We start from the raw sequence: 22071 nt of genomic DNA on the forward strand, positions 1-22071 counted from the left end.
GTGGGTACAAAAATAGAATTTTAAATAGCATTTAGCATCATAGCATTTTCAAAATTTTATTTGATGATTTATAAAGGAATTGACGCATTTAAAACAAAAACGGGGTATTCTTATTTCCGCATAAATTGGAAACAAGAATACCCCGTTTTGCTTGTACTAACTAAGCCTATTTAAAGGCTTCGTTTGAAGGATTTGAATTAACCGAGGTTTCCTTAACCTTAAACTCAATCGGCTGGCCAACAAGGGTAGCTTTTATAGAGAACGGAATTTTAATTCCTCCATTTATGCCTTCGTAGTTGCCAAATTCAACAGACAGATCATTCGCCCCCTCAATAGTTTGCTTAAGCTTCAATCCCGTTTTTTGACTGTAGTAATTATGGATGTGAATTTCGGTACCTATATTAACATCGATCTCGTAAGCAAGGTCCCCGTTTACAACACGCAATATAGGCTGTAAGGCCATGTTTTGATTTATCCGCTCGTAATCGAGTTCAGGAAACGGGCGGCTTCTGAGTTTGATCATTTTTTTACCTGTATCATCAAGCTGCATATCCCTGTTAACCTGTCTTGCTTTTATACTGTCGCCATTAAGTGTAACATGTGATACAACCAGATTATTATATGACGGCACCATTGCCTCCTGGTAGTATTTATCAGGCATTTTATACCTGGTTACCAACTGAACATCAGCCCCCTGTATATTACCAACTGCCGATGTTTGCAGGTCATGCACATTCTTTAATTTATCTGCCCCTCCAATTGCATCTAAGTAAGCTTTAATAACAGAACCCGCAGTTGTACCCTGGGGTATTGGCAGCCCGCTGTAGGAGTTATTTTCGCGGTTAACATCAGGCAGTGTATGATCAGGGTCGATAGTTGCGTAGACAATTTTAGAGGTTGATTTGTAGGGAAACGTCCATGTATCACCCCGTTGCCAGATCTCAGCCGGAAGTTTTACCGTACCGATCTTTCCGTTCTCTTCTTTAACAGAAATGGTGATAGGTAAAGCCATTTCCTCCAGGTTTACAATAGTGATCATGGCACCTTTTGAGGCATCATTATCAGGATACGAAATATCTTTTATGCCCTGATCAAGTTTCCAGGTTGTAAAGAACCATTCGTTCCAAAACCAGCTCAAGTCTTCACCTGCGGCATTATCCATGGTATGGAAAAAATCCCACGGGGTTGGGTGTTTAAAAGCCCAGCGTTTGATGTAAGTTTTAAAAGCATAATCAAAACGCTCTTCGCCTAAGATCTGTTCGCGTAAAATAGTTAATCCTAATGCCGGTTTTTCATAAGCAGCAACGGCTAAAAAATCTTCCTGTATCACATCAGGGGTATTCATGATAGCCTCGGCACCGGGGCTAAATAAATAACCAGCGTTTTTTTGCTGATCGGGCTTTTCATAATATTCGCCTTTGTTAAATACCTTGGTATCAACATTATTCAGGAACGTATTAAAGCCCTCATCCATCCAGGCATATTTACGTTCGTTTGAGCCTACAATCATCGGGAACCAGTTGTGGCCAAATTCATGATTGGTAACTTCCCATAAACCTCCGTTTTGATTGTTTGAACCGCAGAACACAATACCCGGGTATTCCATCCCTCCCACTATACCAGCCACGTTAGTAGCAACAGGATAAGTGTACTCAAACCATTTGTCGCTGTATAATTCAATTGCGGCCTTCACATATTCGGTTGAACGGCCATAAGAGTTGTTTCCTTTAGCCTCTACCGGATAAACAGATTGTGCCAGCGCTTTTTTACCACTTGGCAAATTGATCCTTGCTGCATCCCATATAAATGCTTTTGAAGCTGCCCAGGCTACGTCACGGGCATTTTTGCAAAAGAAATGCCAGGTAAGAGTTGGCTTTTTCGGATAATCGTTATTGCGTAAAATGTCGGTTGAATCCTTAATGGTAACTGTTTTATCACTTTTACGCGCTTCGGCCAAACGGTTTATTGTGGTTGGTGATAATACTTCGGCAGGGTTAAGTAATTCGCCAGATCCTGCTACAACTAAACTTGCAGGGGCAGTAACGGTGTAATCAAAGTTGCCGTATTCCAGGTAAAACTCGCTTGCGCCAAGGTATGGTATCGTGTTCCATCCGGTTACATCGTCATAAACTTCCATGCGCGGGTACCATTGGGCAATTTCATAGATCCAGCCGTTTTTAGTATGCTGACGCCCCATCCTGTCGGTACCATATTCCGGAACATCAAAGGCATATTCAATTTTGATTTGTAATTTACTCCCCGCAGCGCGCAATGAATCTTTGAGTTTTATCTGCATCCGGGTATCAGTAATCAGGTAATCGGCTTTCAGCGTTTTTCCTTTATTAATGACATAAACCGATTTTATTTCGGCCCCCTTGGTGTAAGATTTATTCACAAATCTGCCTCCCGAAACATTGCTTGTAGCTTCGGAGCGTGAATCTTCCTTGTATATATTCTGATCAACCTGCAGCCACAAAAAGCCTAACGCATCCGGACTGTTATTGGTGTAAGTAATTAAAGTACTGCCCTCTATCCTATGTTTAACGGTATCAAGCGTAACATCAAGCTTATAATCAGCACGGTTTTGCCAGTATTTTGCGCCTGGTGCGCCGCTGGCCGATCTGAACTCGCCCCCTCTTTCAGGGTAAAACATGGGGGTAAATACTTTATGCTGATCATACTTAGGTGCTGCCTGATCTGCATTTTGTGATTTTACTTCACCGGCATAAAAGCCTAAAACCAATAATAATGCGGCTTTGTAGAATTTCATTAATTGTGCTTTAATTGTGAGGGAAAGATATTAAAATATATTTGAGTTGAAACGTAATTGCTTGGTTACGTAGTATCAAGTGTGCTTTTTATAATAGCCACTTCTAAATCCCGCCGAAAGGGGAAACTTATAAGGCACTTCCTTCCGGGTAGTATTGGGTGGCGCTTAGCGGCAATTTGATTTGATAGCCTGTTGCAAACCATTCCCTATTTTTTATATTTTTGCGGATGATTTGCGGCATGTACAGCTGTTGATCGCATTCCCGATAAATGGATATATCAGTTGTAGTACCTCTTTACGATGAAGTAGAATCGTTACCCGAATTAACCTCATGGATTAGCCGGGTGATGGACGAAAACCGTTTTACATACGAAATAATTTTGGTTGACGATGGCAGCAAGGACGGATCGTGGGAAATGATCAGGAAGCTGCAAACTGGAAATCCTTTTATTAAAGGCATTAAGTTCAGGCGTAATTACGGTAAATCTGCAGCCTTAAACACAGGCTTTATTGCGGCTAAAGGTAACGTGGTGATCACCATGGATGCAGATTTGCAAGATAGCCCTGATGAGATCCCTGAACTTTATCGCCGGATAACCGAAGAAAAATATGACCTTGTATCTGGCTGGAAAGCCAAAAGGCATGATCCGCTGAGTAAAACTATCCCGACCAAGCTATTCAACGCAGCCACCCGTAAAATGAGTGGAATAAATAATCTGCATGATTTTAATTGCGGTTTAAAAGCCTACCGTGGCGAGGTGGTTAAAAACATTGAAATTTATGGCGAAATGCACCGTTATATCCCGGTGCTGGCCAAATGGGCAGGTTTCACCAAAATTGGCGAACAGGTTGTTGAACACCGTCCCCGTAAATATGGCAAAACCAAGTTTGGTTTAAGCAGGTTCATCAATGGCTTCCTCGATCTGCTTTCGATATTTTTTGTGGGTAAATTTGGAAAGCGCCCTATGCACTTTTTTGGCTTGCTGGGCACATTGAGCTTTTTTACAGGTTTTTTTATAACAATTTGGATCATCGGCGAAAAACTATATAACCTGGCTCACGGAATAACTGTACGGCAACCAACCGATAACCCGCTGTTTTATATAGCATTGGTGGCAATCATATTAGGTTCTCAGTTATTTTTAACCGGCTTTGTTGCCGAATTGGTATCGCGCAGCGCAAGCGAACGCAACCATTACCAAATTGAGGAAACAATTTAATTAGATTTGAGATGTTAGATATGGGATTTGAGACTTTTTGAAAACTCAACAAAAGCACGAAGTCTCATATCTAACATCTCAAATCTCACATCTATCTACAAAACATGTTTTTTTCCATCATTATCCCTTTATATAACCGCCCGCAGGAGATCAAAGAACTGCTGGAAACCTTGACCCTGCAAACGTACAGGGATTTTGAGGTGCTGGTTATTGAGGATGGTTCTGTAAATGATGCTGAAGCCATAGTAAATACCTTTACTGATAAGCTTAACCTGCGCTATTTTAAAAAGCAGAACGAAGGCCAGGGCTTTACCCGTAATTTTGGTTTTGAGCGTGCCAAAGGCGACTATTTTGTAATTTTTGATTCGGACTGTCTGATCCCTCCTACTTACCTTGAGATTGTAAATAACTCGCTGGCTGCAAATTATCTTGATGCCTATGGCGGGCCCGATGGTGCACACGACTCTTTTACGCCTACGCAAAAAGCAATCAGTTATTCCATGACCTCTCCCTTTACTACGGGCGGCATCCGCGGTAATAAAAAAGGCATAGGTCAGTTTCATCCGCGCAGCTTTAATATGGGCGTATCAAGGCAGGCCTGGGAAAAAGCAGGTGGTTTTATCATTACCCGCCTGGGTGAGGATATTGAATACAGCATCCGCATTCACTCGCTGGGCTTTAAAATTGGGCTCATCCCCGATGCAGTTGTTTTCCATAAGCGGCGCACCAGTTTTTACCAGTTTTACAAACAGCTGCACTTTTTTGGCAGGGCACGTATCAACATATCAAAGTTTTTTCCGCAGGAGTTAAAGCTGGTTCATTTTTTTCCGGCTGCCTTTACAGTGGGCGTTATCCTTACTATTATTCTAAACCTGTTTGGTTCTGTATTAGCGCCTGTAGGTAATTTTATACTATTGATTTTCACATTGTTAATATTTTTCCATGCCTGGTGGAAAAATAAATCGTTAAAAATCGCATTTTTGAGCATTGTAGCTGCCTTCACTCAACTCATTGCCTACGGGTTAGGATTTATACAGGATTTTTGGAAGCGGAAAGTTTTAAGTAGATCATAAGCAATATGTACCACCCTTTTTCTGTAGCGGAGACCATTAAAACCGCATGGAATATTTTAAAGAAGAATTTTGTGCCGTTGGTGGTTTATTCAGCTATATCACTATTCGTAAATGAGTTTCTTGAGTTTTTAAAAACGTTCATCTTCTTCTCAGATGATATGCTCACTCAATTCGTTTTTTTGGTATTGCAGATGATCGTACAGTGTTTTATAGGACTAAGTTTTTATAAACTGATCCTAACGTTAATGGACAGGGAGTATTACGAATTTGAATTTAAGGATATCCTGCCATCTTTTAAGATGACCTTAAACTTTGTGATCATAGGCTTTTTAACAGGGATTTTGGTAGCTGTGTTGGTTTTCTTTTATGTTTTGGGTAAACGGACTATTGGTTTCGATAGCCTTATTGAGGCAATAGAACTGCTCCTTGTGCTCTACATTAGCTTACGCAGTATTTTTTGTATCTGTTTTATTGTGGATGACGATTCCTCACCCCTCGAATCGCTGCGTCAAAGCTTTGAGATCACTAAAGATAATTTCTTTAAAACCCTGGGGATATTTGCCTTTATTATATTCATAATGGCCATTGTGCTTATTCCTGTAATAGCCTTTATAAGCTTGCTTGGGTTTGATGAAAATAAAGAAGGACTGGTTTTCAGGCTTGCATTTTATTTTTGGTTTGTAATTGTATTTCCTTTTACACAAGTGATAATTATGGTTACCTATCGTAAACTGGTTTACAGTCACCGGGATATAGACGATGATCTTTCTGAAACCAATTAAAAATGGGACTTAAATCTGCATTAAGTAAGGTATTCGCCGCTTTCGTTAACCGTGAGCTAAACAAAGTCCGTAAAAACGCTGTCTCGTTACAGCAAAAAGTTTTTACTGACTTGGTTCACGCAGCAAAAAACACCAGTTTCGGTAAAGATCACCAGTTTGAACAGATCAACAATTACGAAGATTTTAAACGCCTGGTACCTGTATATGATTACGAAGACCTTCGCGCCTATATCGACCGCGTAGTTAACGGTGAGGAAAACGTATTGTGGCCAGGCAAGCCCGCTTACCTGGCTAAAACTTCGGGTACAACATCGGGGGTAAAATATATCCCTATCTCTAAAGAAAGTATGCCTGAGCATATCAAAGCAGCACGTAACGCGTTGCTTAGCTATATCCACGAAACGGGCAAGGCCGATTTTGTAGATGGCAAGATGATATTTTTACAAGGCAGCCCTATTTTAGCCGAGAAACATGGCATCTCAACAGGCAGGCTTTCAGGTATAGTTGCCCATCATGTTCCTGCTTACCTTCAAAAAAACAGGTTGCCAAGCTATGAAACCAATTGTGTTGAAGATTGGGAACAAAAGGTTGATGCCATTGTAGAAGAAACTTTTAATGAAGATATGCGCCTTATCAGCGGTATCCCGCCATGGTGCCAGATGTATTTTGACAGGCTTTCGGTAAAAGCAGGCGGCAAAAAAGTGCAGGACATTTTCCCGAACTTTAAACTTTACGTTTATGGTGGGGTCAATTACGAGCCTTACCGCGGTCGCATTGAAGAAAGCATCGGTTTCAAAATCGACTCGATAGAAACCTATCCGGCATCCGAAGGTTTTATTGCTTTCCAGGATTCGCAGAAAGAGAAAGGGCTGCTTCTCTTGGTTGATTCAGGGATTTTTTACGAGTTTATTCCTTCCGAAGAATACTTTAACGAAAACCCAACCCGTATCAATATCAAAGATGTAGAGCTTGATAAAAACTATGCCCTCATCATGAACACAAGTGCCGGTTTATGGGGATATAGTATAGGTGATACTATTAAATTTGTTTCTAAGAATCCATATCGCATCGTTGTAACCGGGCGAATCAAGCATTATATCTCTGCCTTTGGCGAACATGTAATAGGTGAAGAGGTAGAGCATGCATTAATGAGTGTGGCCAAAGAAGAAGGTGTTGATGTGGTTGAGTTTACAGTTGCCCCGCAAGTTAACCCACCGGCAGGCCAACTTCCTTACCACGAATGGTTTGTTGAGTTTGGGACGCCTCCTTCCGATCTTCAGGCTTTCGCCATAAAAGTGGATAAGGCCCTTCAGAATAAAAATATTTACTATTTTGACCTGATTGAAGGTAACATTTTACAACCTTTGGTAATCCAAAGCCTGCAAAAAGACGCCTTTATCAATTACATGAGGGCCGAAGGCAAGCTTGGAGGACAAAACAAAGTACCGAGGCTTTCAAACGACAGGAAGATAGCTGAAGGATTAAAGAGTTTTATAAAATAAAGATAATTGAGTAATCAGGTAAAAAACATTGCCATTCTTGGCTCAACAGGCAGCATCGGTACACAAACACTTGATGTAATAAGGTGGAACAGTAATTTATTCAGAGCATTTTTGCTCACAGCACATTCTAATGCCGATTTGCTCATTAGCCAGGCTATCGAGTTTGTGCCGGAATATGTAATTATTTGCGACCAAAGCAAATACCAGGAAGTTAAGCAAGCTTTAGCGTACTTACCGATACAGGTACTTGCCGGGCATCAAGCTATAATTGATACCATAACCCATCCCGAAATTGAAGTTGTGCTGACTGCCATGGTTGGCTTTGCCGGTTTGGAGCCGACTATAGCCGCCATTAAAGCAGGAAAAGATATTGCCCTGGCCAATAAAGAAACACTGGTTGTAGCCGGGGATATCATAACGACTTTGGCAAAACAACATGAAGTTAACATTTCGCCAGTTGATTCAGAGCATTCAGCCATATTCCAAAGTCTTGTTGGTGAAGATTATAGCTCGATAGAAAAACTGATCATCACTGCTTCCGGCGGACCGTTCCGTGGGCGTGGCCTCGACTTTTTAGCCAACGTTACCCGCGAAGATGCCCTAAAACACCCTAATTGGGTAATGGGGGCCAAAATTACTATTGATTCGGCTTCGTTAATGAATAAGGGCCTTGAGGTTATTGAAGCCAAATGGTTATTTGGTGTTGAGGCCGATCAAATTGAGGTGATAGTTCATCCGCAATCTATCATTCACTCGCTGGTACAGTTCAGAGATGGATCTATCAAAGCGCAATTAGGCGTGCCGGATATGAAGCTGCCTATACAGTACGCCCTAACCTATCCTGAACGGATACAAACTAATTTCAAACGTTTCAGCTTTACCGACTACCCTAATCTCACTTTTGAAAAACCGGACATGGAAACTTTCCGTAATCTAAGCTTAGCATATGCTGCTTTAAGACAGGGAGGTAATATGCCTTGTATTATCAATGCGGCAAATGAAATAGCAGTTGCAGGGTTTCTTGATCGTAAAATTGGATTTTTGACCATGAGCAACATCATTGAGGAGTGTATGCAGAAAATAAATTTTATAGCTAACCCTACCTTAATTGATTATTTGAATACTGATAAAGAAACACGCATCTTTGCGCAAAATTATATACAGCAAAGCCCATCAAAGGCATTACAATTTTAATATTACACAGATATAAATAATGAGTATAGTGATCATGGTAGGCCAGCTTATACTGGGCCTTTCAATTTTAATTATCCTGCACGAACTTGGACATTTCCTGGCGGCACGAGCGTTTGGCATTAAGGTAGAAAAATTCTACCTGTTTTTTGACGCGTGGAATGTGAGCCTGTTTAAATTTACATATAAAGGTGTTGAGTATGGCATTGGCTGGTTGCCATTAGGTGGCTACGTTAAAATAGCCGGTATGATTGATGAGTCGATGGATACCGAGCAAATGGCCGGCCCGCCGCAACCATGGGAGTTTCGCTCAAAACCGGCCTGGCAACGCCTTATTGTGATGCTCGGCGGTGTTACCGTAAACATTATATTAGGTATATTAATATTTTGGGTATTAACTATGCGCTTTGGGGATAGCTACATCCCTAATTCGGCTGCAAAATATGGTATTGTACCGGGCGAAGTTGGTAAAAAGATAGGCCTTCAAATTGGCGATAAGGTTATCGCTATAAACGGGAAACCATTTGAGCGCTTTGACGATCTGACAAGTCCGCAAGTGTTACTGGATAATACCGTGTTTACTATACTGCGAGGTACCCAAACTTTGCAGATCAGCATTCCGCGTACTATTTTAAACGATTTGAACGATCACGATATAGAAGGCTTTATCAGCCGCCTGCCCCGCGCCAAATTTATTGTCGATTCGTTAGAACCAGGCAGTAATGCCGTAAAAGCCGGTTTAAAAAAGGGCGATAGCATTGTAATGGCCAACAACCATCCAATTATATTTTATGACGAATTACAAGCTCAACTTGTTGCGAATAAGGGCAAACAGGTTGAATTGGGCATAAAACGTAATCATGAATTGGTTACCCTTAAAGCACAGGTTACTCCCGAAGGTAAATTAGGATTTTATCGTGCAAAAACTGATTTTCCTGATATTAAAACGGTTAAATATGGTTTCTTTGAAGCTTTCCCTAAAGGAGCTGAGAGAGCCTGGGAAACTTTCAGGGATAATGCCAAAGGCATAGGCAAAATTTTCAAAGGTGATGTTAATCCTGGCAAAGCAGTAAGTGGCCCGGTAGCGATAGCCAACCTGTTTGGCGGCACTGTTGACTGGGTTCATTTCTGGACGCTGGTAGGCTTCCTTTCAATGGTATTAGCACTGATGAACCTGTTACCTATTCCGGCACTTGACGGTGGCCACGCAGTGTTCCTGATCATCGAAATGATCAAAGGTAAACCATTGAGCGATAAATTTCTTGAGCGTGCACAAATTGTAGGCTTTGTAATATTAGTTACCCTAATGGTATTTGTTTTTGGTAACGATATCGTGAAGCTGGTGATGAAGAAATAGCGGTTAGAGATTAGTTAGCCTTCTGAAGCACATCATATAAAAAACAAAACAGGCCTTTCTATACTTGAAAGGCCTGTTTTGTTTTATTTAGAATTCATCAACTAATTTCGCATAAATCAATTGAATGCTGTAGCAGTCAGAAGGTATTAGCTTTTAGCCTTGTGCATTCTGCTTTCAGCCTCTTTTTTATACCGCCGGATCAGTCGGTTTAGGAGCTTCATAATTATCAGGAGTATCAAACGGCGAACGCTCGTTTTTAAACACAGCAGCCGAAATCAGGCTTACAATTGTGCCGAAGATAGCGTACATAAAAACAACCCCAACAACCGCAAACGCTGCAAAATATTTACGGGTCATATTTAACGCTGCGTCAATTTGATCCTGGCTTAATTTACCATCTTCAGTCATTTTCTTTTGCGATGCATCGATGATCTTATCAACCATTTCCGGACTTAATATGGCATAGTATACATACGTAAATATGGCTATGAATACTCCTGTGAAAATTGCATATAAAAAGCCGGATAGGAAGCCCTCGCCATAAGTGACATACCCCCCAAGCTGATCTTTATATTCTTTTTGAGCAAGAAACATAAACGCAAGAAAAGGCAAAAAGCTCAAATATTTAAGGGATGAATTTGGATCGATATCCAGGAATTGAAATGCGTAGGTTATAACTATTGAAGTTATGAGGTTAATTAACGCCCACTTTAGGGCTGGCTGCGACGGACTCGCTTTTTTTATTTCCATGATATAGGTTATTTAGTGTTTGGTTAAAATTAACCAATAATATTATATCATGCATATCTTTATTTTAAACGCAAATAGTTTATATAATAACACAGGCCTTTCAATGTTGAAAAGCCCGTGTTTATATAGTTTAACTACTTCGTTATCAGGAAGCGGTGCCAACGGGCTCCTTTTTAAAAAAGGCCGCAAAAATTATTGATAAAACAAACAAAAATATAATGCTTATCCCTAACGACTGAATTTGTTGTCCTATGGTAACTGTTCTTTCGGCGTCAAATGCCTTTTTCATTTCCAGTATTTTAGCATCAGCTTCTTTCTTTTCCTCCGGTTTTGTGGTTTCGTCTTTCAGTTTATTAAGGGCGTTAACCATTGCCGTCTCCGTTTTTTGAACCATATTGGGCTCAATTACTTTTGCAAAAACCTGGTCTTTAATAATAAAGACCATCAGATACGAAACAAAAAACATAATAAAAATTCCGGTACCAGCCTGCCGCATTGTCCATAAACCACCTATTTTGGCCCGCAGGTTTAATGAAAATAGAGCTGCAGCCGCTAAAGGCAGGAAGTATGAAAATACCACTGAACCAAAGGTGATGACCACGGCCGATTTGGCCAGTGTAACCATAAAATAAAAGTAAATAATACTTATGGCTGATATTACCAACCCTAAGAATACCCCTTTGATCAAGCCCTGTTTTTTTATCTTTTTATCTGTTTCTTCACTCATTTGGTGACTTCTATTTACTAAAACGCTCTATATACTATTGAAAATTAACAAGGATCTCTAATACCGCCATATCAAATTCTTTATTGATGGCATTATCGGCAATCTCTTTTTTCTCCTCATCAGATGGATCGATATTCTGGAAAAAGCAAATCATTGGGTAAAACAGTTCCTTTAGTTCTGAATCTTCAGGAAGTGTTGCTGCTACTTTACTGATCTCAGATACAGGGCTTTCTATCAGGATCTGGTTTGCAATAACGGGTTCATAAATTCGGTATTCATCCTGGAACTCGTCTTCATCAACTAATAAAAACTCCTTCAGGTAATCTTCCAGTTCAGGCTCAATATCTTCGTCTTCGCACTCGTTAAGGTATAATAACAGATTAAGGAGTTCGGTACCGCGGTCAAGGGTTTCTTCTTCAATGCTCTCCCATTCCGGGGTATCAAGATAATCTTCTTCCAGCTTTTTAACATCGGCACTAAAGAAATTGATCATGAGCAAATCGAAGAATATTTCGCGAAGCTCTTCTACTTCAGCGTTTTCATCAAAAACAGCATCAAGCTCATCTACTTTTGATAAAAAATCTTCGTCGGATGCAAAAACGTCGGCAAACTCATCGGTTAGCTGCGTTGCATCAAAGCTGTTGTATTTTGAGAAAGCCTCAAGCGCTGCTATAAAGGCGGTTTCTATTTTTGGATCGATCATAGGTATGTTATTTAAAGATTTGTTGATTGTTGTAAGTTAACAATACTTTGCCTTTTAAACTGTGCCCGATAAACGGCGAGTTCGCAGATTTAGATTTATTGTTAGCCGATGTATATTCCCATTCGGCATCTATATCAAAAATTACCAGGTTGGCATTTTCTCCCTCGGCAATAACAGAGGTTTCGACACCGAGTATTTCGCGTGGATTGATAGCCAGTTTTTCAACTATGAGTTCAACCGGCAGGTCGGCTTTTAAAGCCAGAGAAAAGGCCGTTTGCAAACCTGTTATACCATATTCAGCAACCTCAAACTCTACATCTTTAAATTCAATTTCGTGTGGGGTATGCTGCGATACTATGGCATCGATAGTTCCGTCTTTCAAACCTTTTATCAGCGCGGCAACATCATCGGCAGTACGAAGCGGCGGTTTAACTTTATACAAGCTGTCGAAGCCTAACAGGGCTTCGTCAGTTAGCACCAGGTGATGTGCAGCAACATCGCAGGTAACTTCGATTCCCTTGCGTTTGGCTTCGCGGATCAATTCAACCGAACGTGCAGTTGATATGGTGGTAAAATGGATGCGCGATACGGTGTATTCGGCAAGATAAAGATCGCGGGCAACCATCAGCTCTTCGGCGAGGGAAGGAATTCCCTTCATGCCCAGCAGTGTGCTGATCTCGCCTTCATTAACCTTCGCTTTACCGGCTATCGCGGTATCCTCGGGATAAGAGAAAACCAGCGCATCAAAGCCTTGCGCATACAGCAAAGCCCTTTCCATTAGTCCGGCATCCTGCACCGGGCGACTGCCATCCGTAAAAGCTTTAGCGCCGCTTTGGTACATATCGTACATTTCGGCAAGATCTTTCCCTTCGCGTTTTTGCGATATGGTACCTAAAGGATAAACATCAACCAAATTACCTTTCGAACGATTAAGCAGGTACTCCACCTCTGATTTAGAGTGTACAGGAGGCTGGCTGTTTGGCATAAGCGCTATACCTGTAAAGCCACCGGCTGCTGCTGCGATGGTACCCGAACGAAGGTCTTCCTTAGTTTCCAGGCCTAATTCGCCTATATTACAGTTAAGGTCGAAAAAACCGGGGGATACATATTTGCCCTCGGCGTCAAACAGTTCAACATCGGCGTCAATATCGTCGGCTATGCGGGTGATAACACCATTTTCAATTAAAATATCGGCAACTTGTTGATGAAAGGATGATCCGGGATCAAGAATAGTGGCTGATTTGATAAGCAAATTCATTAGCACTGCTTTATGTGTAGATTTTTATCGAACTATCCCGCCTGAATAACACCCTGTTGATCAGGCTTATAAAACCTAATTAACAATATTTCTGCAAGCAGGAAGATCAACGCCAAAATTATACAAAGTTTCCATAATTGTGTGCCAAAATTTGATTCGGCCACAACGCTTTTTATTGAGCCGTTACCTGCTGTTAATAAGGGTTTTGCATTTGGCAATATTTTTTCCAGATCGGCTGCGGTAAAATAACTCATGTCTGATTCGGCCCGGTTATCATTAAAAGCCAGCGTGGCCAATGTACTATCCTGTTTCCTGAGCGAATAAATTCCAGGCTCGCGTAACTGATCCGAAACATATAATAACGTGCCCCCCTCCTGCTGTTTTACATCGGGGATAATGCTTTGATCGCCTTTAGTAAGTTTAAGCAATTGTTTTTCGGTAGTTTGCACAGACGGCACCTCAAAATTTTCGTCGGTACCGAGTGTATAAAATAAAGGCTGATCATGCCCGCTTAGCAACGCCATCCTGAATAGTACCGGCACAAACAGGGCATGCCTTGGTAAATTGCTAAAATCTTCGTTAAGCGGCACAGCAGATATGTACACATTTCCCTTTCCACTGGTATAACTCTCCCAAAACGGCTCGCCGGTAGTCAAACTCATCAGGTTTTCCTGTTTAGCACCGCTTTTACTTAGCTGGTAATATTTTTTAACCAACGGCAGGTCGGGGTTTTGAGGAAAACTTTCAAACACATTTTTAAATACCGGGCTCTGCCTGTTAATGGAAGCTACTTTTACATCCTGGGTTATCAGTTTTTCAGGATACCCGGTGTTTAGTCCTAACAGAAACGATTTATAATTAACAAGATCGGCATCTGCAGATGGGAATACCACCAGCACTCCTCCTTTAGTTACATAAGTTCTTAGCTGCTGGACCAGTCCGGTAGCAATGGTTTTAATATCGCTGATAATAATTATGGGATAAGTATTCAGCGCCGCATAATCAACATTACCATCGGCAACCCTTGTTGCGGCAAAGAAAGCATCGGATGCAAAAACAGCTTTTAAATAAGGGTTTGGCGCGCCTCCGTCAATTAGTAAAACAGGCATTTGCTGCCTTACATTAAAGCTAAAATAAAACTGGTTATCAAATGTAACAGGGTTATCTTGCAGCTGAATTTCGCCACGTTGCCAACCGGCTTTTAAACCTGAAAAGGATAAAGTATCGTTTTGAACTTCTCGCCCCTTGATGCTAAAACTGCCAAGCGCTTTCTGTTCGTTATTGATCAATACTTTAAGCGGAATCTTTTCGGCTTTTTCGGCAGCGTAATTATGCAGGCGCACAACCAGCTTCTCACTTTCGCCCGGCCGGTGTACGGCGCTAAGAAGCCAAACCGAATCAACCGCTACATTTGGCAGGTTTCCGGCCTTAAGTTGTACCAAGTTGATGGCTATATTACTATCAGCCTTTACGGGTTTATCATTCCTTCCATTTTGGAAATCTGAAATAATGAATACTGATTTAGTAGCACCTGGTTGATTTTCCAATAAGTTTTCCTGCCTGCTGATCACCTGTTGCAGGTTCCGGCTTTGAGGGCTGGATTTAACCGCATCCACAGCATCGTTAAACTCATCGCGACTAAGCAACCGTTGATGTTTACCCTCAAAATCTTGGGTGAGCAGTTGAAACCGATCATTAATATTATAAGCCGAAGCTATTTCCTTAGCACGCCGTTTAGCCTCATCAAGTAATGAACCTTCGCGGTTAAGCGTTTGCATGGAGTACGAATTATCTACAAAAACACTGATCACCTGCTGTTTACCGGCACTGCTATTTTGAACACCCGGAATATATGGGCGGGCAAATGCCAGCACCAGGAACAGTAAAGCAAGTAAGCGCGAAGCCAGGATCAGGCGCTCCTTTAAATTGCGGCGCGACGCTTGTTGCTCTTGCACCTCTTTTAAAAACTGTACATTACTGAAATAAACCTTTTTGTATTTACGAAAATTGAAGAGATGGATCACAACCGGGATGGCCAGGCTCAGCAACGCGAATAAAAAAGCGGGATATAAAAAATACATATTTTATATAGGTGGTTGTGCTATTTACAAATGTGCTAATTAAATTTATAAATATGCAGATGTGCAAATTTCAAATGTGCAGATGCCATTGGTAACACTAAGGAGACGATAGCACTTTCAAATAATGTTTAAATAAATATATTTGGTGCATACATCAATCTACTTAAAATGGAATACAGAAAATTAGGCGAAAGTAAACTAAGCGTATCGGCAATAACCTTTGGAGCATGGGCAGCAGGCGGTTGGATGTGGGGCGGCAATGATGACCAGGAAGCTATCGATGCTATGCGTGCGGCTTATGATCTCGGGATAACTTCAATTGATACGGCACCTGTTTACGGCCAGGGCAAAAGCGAGGAACTGGTTGGTAAGGCCATCAAAGACCTGCCCCGTGATAAAGTGCAGATCCTAACCAAGTATGGCCTGCGCTGGGATTTAGCCAAAGGTGAGTTCTTTTTCAAGAGCAAAGACAATAGCGGCAAAGACATCGATGTTTATCGTTATGCAGGTAAGGATAGTATCATAGCCGAGTGTGAAAGCAGTCTTAAACGCCTTGGTACCGATTATATCGACCTGTACCAGATCCATTGGTCGGACAAAACCACTTCAATAGATGAAACCATGGAAGCTATTTTACGCTTGCAGGAACAAGGTAAGATCCGCGAAGCCGGTGTATGTAATTATAGCGTAAGCCAAATGCAAGCGGCCGCCAAAACTATTAGACTGGCAGCAAACCAGGTTCCGTTTAGTATGGTTAACCGTGCTATTGAGGATGAACTGATCCCCTATTGCATTGAAAACAGGAAAGCAATACTGGCCTATAGTCCGCTTGAACGTGGCTTGCTGACTGGCAAAATGAAACCTGGCCAAAATTTTGGAGAAGGTGATCATCGTGCGGGCGTTAAATATTTTAAAGATCAGAACATCGAGCGCACCAATGCTTTCCTCGCCAAAATAAAACCATTAGCCGATGAAAAGGGAGCAACACTGGGTCAGTTGGTTATCCGTTGGACAATCAATCACCCAGGTATAACTGTTGCGCTGGTTGGTGCCCGTAATGCCGAACAATCCATCCAAAATGCCAAGGCCATCAATATCCATATCAATGGAGAAGAGATGGAATTTATCAATAACCAATTGAGCGACCTGGTTATTGTCGATTAAAAAACTACTATATTGCGGGGAGCCTTCCAGGCTCTTCGCATTGCATACTAAACCTGAACCATGATCCTTGATATTTTACTTTACAGAAACCATCTGAGTTCGAGCAACAGCCCTACTGTAAATGCTTTGATATTTGGTGCTCTTGGTGCCATATTTACTGTAGTAGGTGCAGTATTGCACGATCGCGGCAAAAAACTCAGAAAAACAGGTATAAAAGTTGAAGGCATTGTATTTAGCATTGAACATGAAATTAGTACCAATGATTCAATGGGTGTGTATTATCCTGTTATCCGTTACGTAACATTACAAGGCGAATGGATTACTAAGAAATACAACGTCGGCAGCAGACCAAGCTCATATTCTGAAGGTGATACAGTGGCTGTAATTTATGATCCTGACGATACTTCTGTATTTATGTTGAATGACAAGGTTTCAAAAATTGCTCCTCTCGCCGGTATGATATTGGGTTTGATAATGATTATTGCCGCGGTTGTTATGTATATATTGCAATAAAGAGCCTTATCAAAATCAACGAAATCAAAAAAATCAATTAAATCGGCGGTCAATTTCCCTATCTTCCATTTATGAAAAGATCGCTGTTAATATTTCCTTTATTGCTGGCGTTAAAGCTATCTGCTCAAAACGCGCAACAAATCCATCAAAAGGCTATTTTAATTGATACACACAACGACGTTATTTCGAACGAGCTGATAACCAAAGTAGATTTGGGCAAGCGTCAAAATGAAGGTAATTTCGATCTTGTTCGTGCTACAGAAGGTGGACTTGATGCGCAGATCTTCTCTATCTGGTGTGGCGAGAGTTATGGCAAAGGGACAGCCTTTGCTTTTGCAAACCGGGAAATAGACTCGCTGTATGCACTCATAAAACGTAATCCTGATAAAATAACTTTAGTACGTAATACCAAAGAACTTAAAAAAGCTGTTGCTGATAAAAAGCTTGCGGCGCTGATAGGTGTTGAGGGCGGTCATATGGTCGAAGACAGGATGGATTACATTGATAGCCTTGCTAAACGCGGCATGCGTTACCTCACCTTAACCTGGAATAACAGTACTTCATGGGCAACTTCGGCCCGTGATGAAGTTACTAAAAAGGATAGCCTAAAACATTTAGGCCTTACGGATTATGGCAAACAAATAGTAAAGCATCTCAATGAGCTTGGTGTTATGGTTGACGTATCTCATGTAGGTGAACGTACTTTTTACGATGTACTGGCTACCACATCAAAACCTGTTATTGCTTCGCATAGTTGTGCTTATAGCATTGATCCCAATCGTCGTAATTTAAAAGATGATCAGTTAAAGGCGCTTGCGAAAAACGGCGGCGTTGTCTGCATCAATTTTTACAGTGCTTTTGTAGACAGTAGCTACATGCCAAAAGTACTTAAGTTCCTGGCCCTACATAAAGCCGAGCTTGATTCACTAACCAAAGTTTATCATGATGTTGACCTTGCCAATATCAGATTGAACGTTATGTACAAAACAGAATCGGAGAAACTCAGGCCGCCGCTTGAGCTGCTGATCAAACATATTGATTACATAGTAAAACTTATAGGTGTTGATTATGTGGGCATAGGATCGGATTTTGACGGCGCCGAATCCTACCCGCTTGGCCTGGACAGCGTAGCTGACTATCCCAAAATAACCGAAGAGTTGTTAAAACTTGGGTATAAGCAAAAAGATATCGATAAAATATTGGGTGGAAATGTGATGCGGGTACTTGCTGCCAATACAGGCAAATGATGTCACTTTGTTGACGATATGCCCTTTGCCTTATGCGCTTAAAATTGTAAATTCGCAACTCATTTATAATAAAATGTCTCAAGAAACTGAACACGTAAAATGCCTGATCATCGGATCAGGTCCTGCAGGTTACACTGCTGCTATATATGCTTCCCGTGCTGATCTTAAACCAGTTATGTATACCGGCTTACTGGCAGGCGGTCAGCTTACACAAACTACCGAAGTTGAAAACTTCCCGGGCTATCCGCAAGGGATAATGGGTCCGGAACTGATGGAAGATTTCCGCAAACAGGCTGAACGCTTGGGTACTGAAATCCGTTTCGGATATGTAAGTTCTGTCGATTTTTCAAGTTTGCCACATAAAGTTGTGGTTGATGATGTAAAAACCATTACTGCCGATACCGTAATTATTTCAACCGGAGCTTCGGCCAAATGGCTTGGTTTGGAGTCGGAACAAAAATACAGCGGGTTCGGTGTTTCGGCCTGTGCGGTTTGCGATGGCTTCTTTTTTAAAGGCCAGGATGTAGCCATAGTTGGTGCCGGTGATACCGCCGCTGAAGAAGCTACCTATTTAGCTAAATTGGCCCGTAAAGTATATATGATCGTTCGCAGGGATGAATTCCGTGCTTCAAAAGCAATGGTTCATCGTGTATTGAACACCCCGAACATTGAAATTTTATATAATACCGAAACCAAAGAAATTTTAGGCGACGGCCAAAGTGTTACCGGTGTTAAGGTGATCAATAACCAAACCAATGCCGAAACCGATCTTGACGTTACTGGCTTCTTCGTGGCAATTGGCCATCATCCTAATACTGATATTTTTAAAGGCTGGTTACATATGGATGAAACAGGCTATATCATCACCCGTCCCGGCTCAACCGAAACCAATGTTGAAGGTGTATTTTGCGCCGGTGATGCCCAGGACCACATCTACCGCCAGGCTGTAACAGCAGCCGGCACCGGCTGTATGGCTGCCATCGATGCAGAGCGTTACCTGGCAGCTAAAGAGCATGTGGTGACAGCTTAATTGGAGTGATTAGAGATTGGAGGTTAGAGATTAGTATCTTAACCTCACAAAAGCGATAGGTATACCTATCGCTTTTGTTGTTTATAAAAAGATCCTATTATTAAATTCGCGAATAGCCTGGCCGAAGGCAATGCCCATATTCTGAACCAGGATTTGGGGAGATTTTTCGGATGTACAGGATTTCCCACCCCCGTTGCCGTGTCCTCACGGCAACGGGGGTGAGATTACCTGAAGCTGAATTAAACAGATTATAGTATTTATTGGTTTATAGTAACCGGTTCAGATAAACACCTGATCAACTAATCAATTATTAAACTAATTTTTTACACACTAAAACTTCTTATATTTTTTTAAAAAGATTTATCTTACAGGCTCATACTAACCTGATTGATAAATTATGTATAAAAAGGCTTCTTTGATACTGCTTGCCGTGCTTGCAGTGTGCACCACCACCGTAAACGCACAAGACAGCGATCCAAACCTGGGTATCATCCCCGCTCCTGTTTCATTAAAAAAAGCTTCCGGCCAATTTGTGTTGAGCCAGGAAACCACTATCCAGGCCGATACGCCTTCAAACAAAGCTGTTGTGTTTTTTAAAGATTACCTTGCCAATAACCAGGCTTATAACAAGCCTGTTGTTGTTAAAAGCAGTACAAGTACAAATGTTATAACCCTTACGGCCGCCGGTACCGATGGTTTACCTGCCGAAGGTTACCGTTTAACTATTACCCCGCAACAGATCATTGTAGCAGGTAAAGGGGCCGGATTATTTTACGGTGTGCAAACCTTGTTACAATTAATGCCGGTCGAGCATTCCGCTACCATTAAGCTGCCATGCGTACAGGTTGAAGATTACCCTCGTTTCGGCTATCGTGGTGCCATGCTTGATGTCGGTCGCCACTTTTTTGGGGTAGAAATGGTTAAGAAGTATATTGACCTGCTGGCTGCCTATAAACTGAATACTTTTCACTGGCACCTTACTGAAGACCAGGGCTGGCGTATCGAAATAAAGAAGTACCCTAAATTAACCCAGATCAGCAGCATGCGCGCGCAAACGCTCATCGGCGGCTATCGCGACCGTACCCCTCAGCAGTTTGACGGCACCCCTTACGGTGGATTTTATACGCAGGATCAGATCCGCGACGTAGTAAAATATGCATCCGACAGGTTCATTAACATCGTACCAGAAATTGAAATGCCGGGCCACTCGCAAGCTGCCCTTGCTGCGTATCCTGAATTGAGCTGTGATCCGTCTAAAACCTATAAAACCGCTGAAACATGGGGCGTATTCAAAGATATTTACTGTCCTAATGAAAAAACCTTTGCCTTTTTACAGGACGTTTTAACGGAGGTGATGGCACTTTTCCCAAGTAAGTACATCCATATTGGTGGTGATGAAGCTCCAAAAGATGCATGGAAAAATTCTCCTTTCTGCCAGCAATTGATCAAAAAGCTAAAGTTGAAAGATGAACATGCGCTGCAAAGCTATTTTATACAACGCATTGAAAAATTTGTAAACTCTAAAGGTCGCAGCATCATTGGCTGGGACGAGATTTTGGAGGGCGGCCTCGCTCCTAACGCTACCGTAATGAGCTGGAGAGGTGAAGAAGGTGGTATTGCAGCGGCACAGCAAAAACACGATGTGATCATGACGCCGGGAAGTAACGGTTTATACATTGACCATGGCCAGGGCAAACCGAGCCAGGAACCATTAAGCATTGGCGGTAACGAACCTCTTTCAAAAATTTACAGCTACAACCCTACTCCGGCTGTATTAACGCCTGATGAGCAAAAATACATTAAAGGTGTACAAGCTAATTTATGGACAGAGTATATACCTACAGACGCAAAAGTTGAGTTTATGCTACTGCCAAGGCTCTTAGCCCTTTCGGAAGTGGCATGGTCGCCGTTGGCTAATAAAAACTATGCTGATTTTGCCGACACCCGTTTACCGGGTCATTTGGCATGGCTGGATAAAAATGGTTTTGATTACCATGTGCCAACTGCTATTGGTGCAAAAGATACCGTAATGATAGGCAGTAAATTAACAGCAGTATTAAAGCCATCTGTAGAAGGTGCAAAAGTTCATTATACCATTGATGGTTATACCCCACGTGAAACAGATTTAATCTACACCATTCCATTGAATTTGGATATCCCTGTTGACCAATACCGCGAGTTGCAGACCATTGTGATCACCCCATCAGGTAAACGGAGCAACGTAACCACTACATTGGTTTATAATAAAGCACCAATGCCTGCCGTTAGTTATACAGGTGCAGCAACAGGAGTTAAATACCAGGTTTTTCCCGGTCTTTATACCAGCACAAACCAATTAGGCATTATGCCCGCCGATAGCGGCGTTACTAAAACCTTCAATACGGCCGATCTGCGAAAAAATAAAGGTAAATACGGTGTAATTTACTCAGGATTTATTAATATTGATACCGATGGCGTTTATGGTTTCGCAACATCATCTGCAGGTGGTTCGGTTTTATTAATTGACGACCAGCAGGTAGTTAGTAACGACGGAAAACATACCATGAACGAGCAAATGGGTGCAGCACCGCTATTGAAGGGTTATCATAAAGTGACCGTAAAATATTTTGACCAGGGTACTGGTCCTGTAGCATTAAAGGTGTTTATCACTGCGCCTGGTAAAGCAAAGGCCGAATTAACGCCAGATACGTTATATAACTAAGC

Annotated in this window: 17 protein-coding genes; 11 read left to right on the forward strand and 6 right to left on the reverse strand. The window is 41.7% G+C overall.

What is annotated here, in order from left to right:
- Window positions 1–166 precede the first annotated feature (166 nt).
- Window positions 167–2770 (reverse strand): M1 family metallopeptidase, encoded by a 2604-nt coding sequence (locus MTO98_RS16715; RefSeq protein ID WP_243487756.1) that lies wholly within the window; start codon window positions 2768–2770, stop codon window positions 167–169.
- 269 nt (window positions 2771–3039) lie between these two features.
- On the opposite strand from MTO98_RS16715, the gene MTO98_RS16720 reads away from it, so the two are divergent.
- The 6 genes from MTO98_RS16720 to rseP all read left to right on the forward strand — a co-directional run bounded on the left by MTO98_RS16720 (window position 3040) and on the right by rseP (window position 9895).
- Window positions 3040–3990, forward strand: a complete 951-nt coding sequence (locus MTO98_RS16720) for a glycosyltransferase family 2 protein (RefSeq protein WP_243487757.1) — start codon at window positions 3040–3042, stop codon at window positions 3988–3990.
- Between the two features lie 104 nt (window positions 3991–4094).
- Entirely contained in the window at window positions 4095–5063 is a 969-nt protein-coding gene (locus MTO98_RS16725) for a glycosyltransferase family 2 protein (protein WP_243487758.1), read from the forward strand.
- 5 nt (window positions 5064–5068) lie between these two features.
- Window positions 5069–5845: a glycerophosphoryl diester phosphodiesterase membrane domain-containing protein gene (locus MTO98_RS16730; protein ID WP_243487759.1), complete on the forward strand. Its 777-nt coding sequence runs from the start codon at window positions 5069–5071 to the stop codon at window positions 5843–5845.
- Between the two features lie 2 nt (window positions 5846–5847).
- Entirely contained in the window at window positions 5848–7347 is a 1500-nt protein-coding gene (locus MTO98_RS16735) for a GH3 auxin-responsive promoter family protein (protein ID WP_243487760.1), read from the forward strand.
- Window positions 7348–7353: 6 nt separating this feature from the next.
- Window positions 7354–8541: a 1-deoxy-D-xylulose-5-phosphate reductoisomerase gene (locus MTO98_RS16740; protein ID WP_243487761.1), complete on the forward strand. Its 1188-nt coding sequence runs from the start codon at window positions 7354–7356 to the stop codon at window positions 8539–8541.
- 19 nt (window positions 8542–8560) lie between these two features.
- Window positions 8561–9895, forward strand: a complete 1335-nt coding sequence (gene rseP, locus MTO98_RS16745) for an RIP metalloprotease RseP (RefSeq protein ID WP_243487762.1) — start codon at window positions 8561–8563, stop codon at window positions 9893–9895.
- Between the two features lie 186 nt (window positions 9896–10081).
- Here rseP and MTO98_RS16750 read toward each other — a convergent pair whose 3' ends face one another.
- The 5 genes from MTO98_RS16750 to MTO98_RS16770 form a co-directional block, all read right to left on the reverse strand.
- Window positions 10082–10645 (reverse strand): DUF4199 domain-containing protein, encoded by a 564-nt coding sequence (locus MTO98_RS16750; protein WP_243487763.1) that lies wholly within the window; start codon window positions 10643–10645, stop codon window positions 10082–10084.
- A gap of 145 nt (window positions 10646–10790) precedes the next feature.
- Window positions 10791–11372, reverse strand: coding sequence for a DUF4199 domain-containing protein (locus tag MTO98_RS16755; protein WP_243487764.1), 582 nt, complete (start codon window positions 11370–11372; stop codon window positions 10791–10793).
- Window positions 11373–11406: 34 nt separating this feature from the next.
- Window positions 11407–12075: a hypothetical protein gene (locus MTO98_RS16760; protein WP_243487765.1), complete on the reverse strand. Its 669-nt coding sequence runs from the start codon at window positions 12073–12075 to the stop codon at window positions 11407–11409.
- 7 nt (window positions 12076–12082) lie between these two features.
- On the reverse strand, window positions 12083–13333 hold the full coding sequence (locus MTO98_RS16765) for a dihydroorotase family protein (protein WP_243487766.1): 1251 nt from the start codon (window positions 13331–13333) through the stop codon (window positions 12083–12085).
- A gap of 32 nt (window positions 13334–13365) precedes the next feature.
- Window positions 13366–15414 carry a BatA and WFA domain-containing protein gene (locus tag MTO98_RS16770; protein ID WP_243487767.1) on the reverse strand — a complete coding sequence of 683 codons (2049 nt, stop codon included), beginning with the start codon at window positions 15412–15414 and terminating at the stop codon, window positions 13366–13368.
- A 168-nt stretch (window positions 15415–15582) separates the two neighbouring features.
- Here MTO98_RS16770 and MTO98_RS16775 point away from each other — a divergent pair, with 168 nt between their 5' ends.
- The 5 genes from MTO98_RS16775 to MTO98_RS16795 all read left to right on the forward strand — a co-directional run bounded on the left by MTO98_RS16775 (window position 15583) and on the right by MTO98_RS16795 (window position 22069).
- Entirely contained in the window at window positions 15583–16578 is a 996-nt protein-coding gene (locus tag MTO98_RS16775) for an aldo/keto reductase (protein WP_243487768.1), read from the forward strand.
- Window positions 16579–16638: 60 nt separating this feature from the next.
- Window positions 16639–17091, forward strand: coding sequence for a DUF3592 domain-containing protein (locus MTO98_RS16780; protein WP_243487769.1), 453 nt, complete (start codon window positions 16639–16641; stop codon window positions 17089–17091).
- A 71-nt stretch (window positions 17092–17162) separates the two neighbouring features.
- A complete protein-coding gene (locus MTO98_RS16785) occupies window positions 17163–18338 on the forward strand; it encodes a dipeptidase (protein WP_243487770.1) in 1176 nt (391 codons plus the stop codon).
- A gap of 73 nt (window positions 18339–18411) precedes the next feature.
- Window positions 18412–19368 (forward strand): thioredoxin-disulfide reductase, encoded by a 957-nt coding sequence (trxB, locus tag MTO98_RS16790; RefSeq protein WP_090526227.1) that lies wholly within the window; start codon window positions 18412–18414, stop codon window positions 19366–19368.
- Between the two features lie 397 nt (window positions 19369–19765).
- Window positions 19766–22069, forward strand: coding sequence for a family 20 glycosylhydrolase (locus tag MTO98_RS16795; RefSeq protein WP_243487771.1), 2304 nt, complete (start codon window positions 19766–19768; stop codon window positions 22067–22069).
- Window positions 22070–22071 lie beyond the last annotated feature (2 nt).

Origin of the sequence: Mucilaginibacter sp. SMC90, assembly GCF_022811725.1 — a bacterium.
Taxonomy (GTDB): domain Bacteria; phylum Bacteroidota; class Bacteroidia; order Sphingobacteriales; family Sphingobacteriaceae; genus Mucilaginibacter.

What these genes read in the sequence shown, in the direction of transcription:
- MTO98_RS16715 (WP_243487756.1), bottom strand. Translation starts at nt 2,770, where the DNA reads ATGAAATTCTACAAAGCCGCATTATTATTGGTTTTAGGCTTTTATGCC.
- MTO98_RS16720 (WP_243487757.1), top strand. Translation starts at nt 3,040, where the DNA reads ATGGATATATCAGTTGTAGTACCTCTTTACGATGAAGTAGAATCGTTA.
- MTO98_RS16725 (WP_243487758.1), top strand. Translation starts at nt 4,095, where the DNA reads ATGTTTTTTTCCATCATTATCCCTTTATATAACCGCCCGCAGGAGATC.
- MTO98_RS16730 (WP_243487759.1), top strand. Translation starts at nt 5,069, where the DNA reads ATGTACCACCCTTTTTCTGTAGCGGAGACCATTAAAACCGCATGGAAT.
- MTO98_RS16735 (WP_243487760.1), top strand. Translation starts at nt 5,848, where the DNA reads ATGGGACTTAAATCTGCATTAAGTAAGGTATTCGCCGCTTTCGTTAAC.
- rseP (WP_243487762.1), top strand. Translation starts at nt 8,561, where the DNA reads ATGAGTATAGTGATCATGGTAGGCCAGCTTATACTGGGCCTTTCAATT.
- MTO98_RS16750 (WP_243487763.1), bottom strand. Translation starts at nt 10,645, where the DNA reads ATGGAAATAAAAAAAGCGAGTCCGTCGCAGCCAGCCCTAAAGTGGGCG.
- MTO98_RS16755 (WP_243487764.1), bottom strand. Translation starts at nt 11,372, where the DNA reads ATGAGTGAAGAAACAGATAAAAAGATAAAAAAACAGGGCTTGATCAAA.
- MTO98_RS16760 (WP_243487765.1), bottom strand. Translation starts at nt 12,075, where the DNA reads ATGATCGATCCAAAAATAGAAACCGCCTTTATAGCAGCGCTTGAGGCT.
- MTO98_RS16765 (WP_243487766.1), bottom strand. Translation starts at nt 13,333, where the DNA reads ATGAATTTGCTTATCAAATCAGCCACTATTCTTGATCCCGGATCATCC.
- MTO98_RS16770 (WP_243487767.1), bottom strand. Translation starts at nt 15,414, where the DNA reads ATGTATTTTTTATATCCCGCTTTTTTATTCGCGTTGCTGAGCCTGGCC.
- MTO98_RS16775 (WP_243487768.1), top strand. Translation starts at nt 15,583, where the DNA reads ATGGAATACAGAAAATTAGGCGAAAGTAAACTAAGCGTATCGGCAATA.
- MTO98_RS16780 (WP_243487769.1), top strand. Translation starts at nt 16,639, where the DNA reads ATGATCCTTGATATTTTACTTTACAGAAACCATCTGAGTTCGAGCAAC.
- MTO98_RS16785 (WP_243487770.1), top strand. Translation starts at nt 17,163, where the DNA reads ATGAAAAGATCGCTGTTAATATTTCCTTTATTGCTGGCGTTAAAGCTA.
- trxB (WP_090526227.1), top strand. Translation starts at nt 18,412, where the DNA reads ATGTCTCAAGAAACTGAACACGTAAAATGCCTGATCATCGGATCAGGT.
- MTO98_RS16795 (WP_243487771.1), top strand. Translation starts at nt 19,766, where the DNA reads ATGTATAAAAAGGCTTCTTTGATACTGCTTGCCGTGCTTGCAGTGTGC.